The 2483-nt window shown below is 64.7% G+C and carries 3 protein-coding genes and 1 pseudogene; all 4 read right to left on the bottom strand.

Annotated elements, in window-relative coordinates:
- Positions 1–134, bottom strand: a pseudogene (locus tag ACWEH3_RS35965) (recombinase family protein); the annotation flags it as partial.
- A 115-nt stretch (positions 135–249) separates the two neighbouring features.
- A complete protein-coding gene (locus ACWEH3_RS35960) occupies positions 250–768 on the bottom strand; it encodes a PadR family transcriptional regulator (RefSeq protein WP_450026884.1) in 519 nt (172 codons plus the stop codon).
- Complete coding sequence (locus ACWEH3_RS35955) at positions 765–1379, bottom strand: L-2-amino-thiazoline-4-carboxylic acid hydrolase (protein ID WP_450026882.1); 615 nt, start codon at positions 1377–1379, stop codon at positions 765–767. The genes ACWEH3_RS35960 and ACWEH3_RS35955 overlap by 4 nt, the downstream gene beginning before the upstream one ends.
- A 298-nt stretch (positions 1380–1677) precedes the next feature.
- A complete protein-coding gene (locus ACWEH3_RS35950; protein WP_450026880.1) occupies positions 1678–2067 on the bottom strand; it encodes a hypothetical protein in 390 nt (129 codons plus the stop codon).
- Positions 2068–2483 lie beyond the last annotated feature (416 nt).

Raw genomic sequence — 2483 nt, 5'->3', positions numbered from 1 at the left:
GCCGCGGCGATGCCCTCGCGCTGGCGTTCGAGGATGAGGGCGCGTTCGAACTCGGCGAAGGCGCCCATCACGCTCAGCAGCAGGTTCGCCATCGGGGAGTCCTCCCCGGTGAAGGTCAACGACTCCTTCACAAACTCACAGCCATGGAACCGCTGCGCACCCGGCGACCACAGCCGCTGACCGCTACCGGTCCAGCGGACCGGAATACCGACTACCTGAATACCGGGCCCTGCCAGTCCGGAACCCCAGCTACCGCGCGAGAAGTTGGTCGATCAGCGCCAGGTCGGCCTTGAGATGGGCGCGGCCGTTGGTCAGCAGCGCGGCGATGAGGTCAGCTTGGGCGAGTCCGCTCTTGGCATCGGTGGCGGCGGACCACACCTCGAGTTCGGACCGGAGTCGGTCGCGTAGACCGAGCAGTTCTTCGCGTGGGAGGGACTCGGCGAAAGTAAGCAGCGTGTATAGGTCACGCGGGTAGCTGCCGCGGATCCGCCCCCAGCCCCCCCTGAGTAGATCGGTCAACTCCGCCCGTCCGGCGGCGGTGATGCGGTAAACCGTGCGGGCTGTCGAGTCGGTGGCGGACTCGGATTTCTCGACCACTTCGGCCATGCCGGCACGCGCGAGGCTGGCCAACGCGTGATACACCGAACCCCGTTTGACATCGGTCCACCGCTCGGCGTGGCTGGACTCCAACCAGCGGCGGATCTCGTATCCGTGCTTGGGGCCCTGCGTGAGCAGGCCGAGCACGAGAATCCGGGTAGCGGCACTCATGATCGGGCGGTGTCGGCGAGTTTGGTCATCACGAACCAGCAGGAGGGACCGCCATACCCGAAGGTTGTCGGGCGCTCGACCCGGATACCGTGGCGCTCCTCCGAGGCTGCGTCCATCCAGGCCGTGTCGAAGTCGCAGAACGTCGGCAACAGCTCCGCGGTGTCGGCAGCAATCAAGATTTGCTGGTAGTAGCACTTTCGGACGACCGCTATGTAGCCGCTTGCGTCGTCTTGGGGATGGTCGAAGCGGAAGGTATCGCCGAAGAAGTCACGCTCGCGCTGTTTGGAACCCTCGCGCAGCACATCGAGCGGATTTCCGGCGGCGTCGAGCGCGGTCTCGGTATCTCGGCGGACCCAATCGTAGAACGGACCGAGGAACGCCGCGCGGAACTGCTCAATCGCTTCTTGCGGGGTGTTGTGGCGTCGCAAGTATCGATAGGCAGCGACCGAGAGGGCAGTAAACCAGAGAATGTCGAGGGCCGGTTTGTCTACGGCGGTGTCTCGCTGTTCGTCGACGATAGTCGAGGCATCGGCCACCACTGCGGCTTCATCGAGTGGGGCGAGGGCGGCTAGGAACGGTCTGCTGAACCAAGTGACATCAGTAGGGATCACACCAACAAAGGTAAGTCAAATTTGACCTATAGTCAAATTTGACTCACTACTGTCGTTCGCAGATCGGCGGAAGCGGCGCGAGAACCAAGAGATCCGGTGCAATCCGCTGGTATGGCACTCGACTGCGCAGTGGGCGAAACGGTTTTGGGCTCAAGGGATCACTGCATCACCGCGTGGATGATCATGTCGGCGTGAAGGTTTACGTGCGGGATTACGGGATGTCTACTGCTCGTCAGGACGAGGTGTGGCGCCGATGGCGGGCTGGGGGGTGGGTGGGGGGCATCCCCGGCGGAACCGGCTATTCGTTGCCGCGCCAGCTCGCGAGGCCCTGCGCTGTGACCTTGCGCTGTTCGCGGACTTCTGCCGGATAGGCGACCGTCGGCGCGGGCCGCAACGCTTCGGCAGCGGTCAGCTCGCCAACGGCGGTGCGTTGCCCGTCGCGGACGCGTTTGCGGCTGTCGAGCCGGTCGCGGAGCCGATCCAGTGAGGCCTGCGCCGCGGCGATCGTGGCGTCGTCAGCGACGGTGCGCCACCAGCGTTGCGCGGCGGCGTGATTGCACTTCTCGACCACACCTTTGCGGTTGCCGTGGCGAGGTGGGCAGAGGTCGACGCTGACCGCGTAGTGCTTCGCGACGCCGGAGAACGCAGGAGTAATCCGACCGGAGTCCGGATAGCAGACCGTGGCCATCCGATCGAACCGCCACCGCCTCCGACGAGATCGTCGCGTTGGGGTTCACCGGTTCGTATCAGTCGCTGACCACGACCGAACTGCGAACCCTTCTTCGCTGTCACACAGTTACACCCACACAACCAACACCGGCAACCCTCCAGGCGATGAGATCAACGCGGACAAACACCTACTGCTCCACAAGCAACCGGGCCCGCGTGGGCGTTCAGATCAACGCGGCGCCCGCTCCAGCGGGTCGATCAGGTTTCCCGGGATCGTAATCCGCGTGCGGGCCGGGATCCGACGGAGCCGAGCCTCGATCACCCTTCCCGGGTGCGTGTACGACGCTCGGCTCCGACCCCGCGTGGCCCCTGGGCACTCGAAGCGAACCAGAAACCGACCGAATGGTACTAAAGTGTGTCCGTCGCATGCGAGCC

This window comes from Nocardia sp. NPDC004718 (assembly GCF_053601535.1).
Note: the sequence above shows the minus strand (reverse complement) of the source record. Positions and strands in the feature narration are given on the sequence as shown.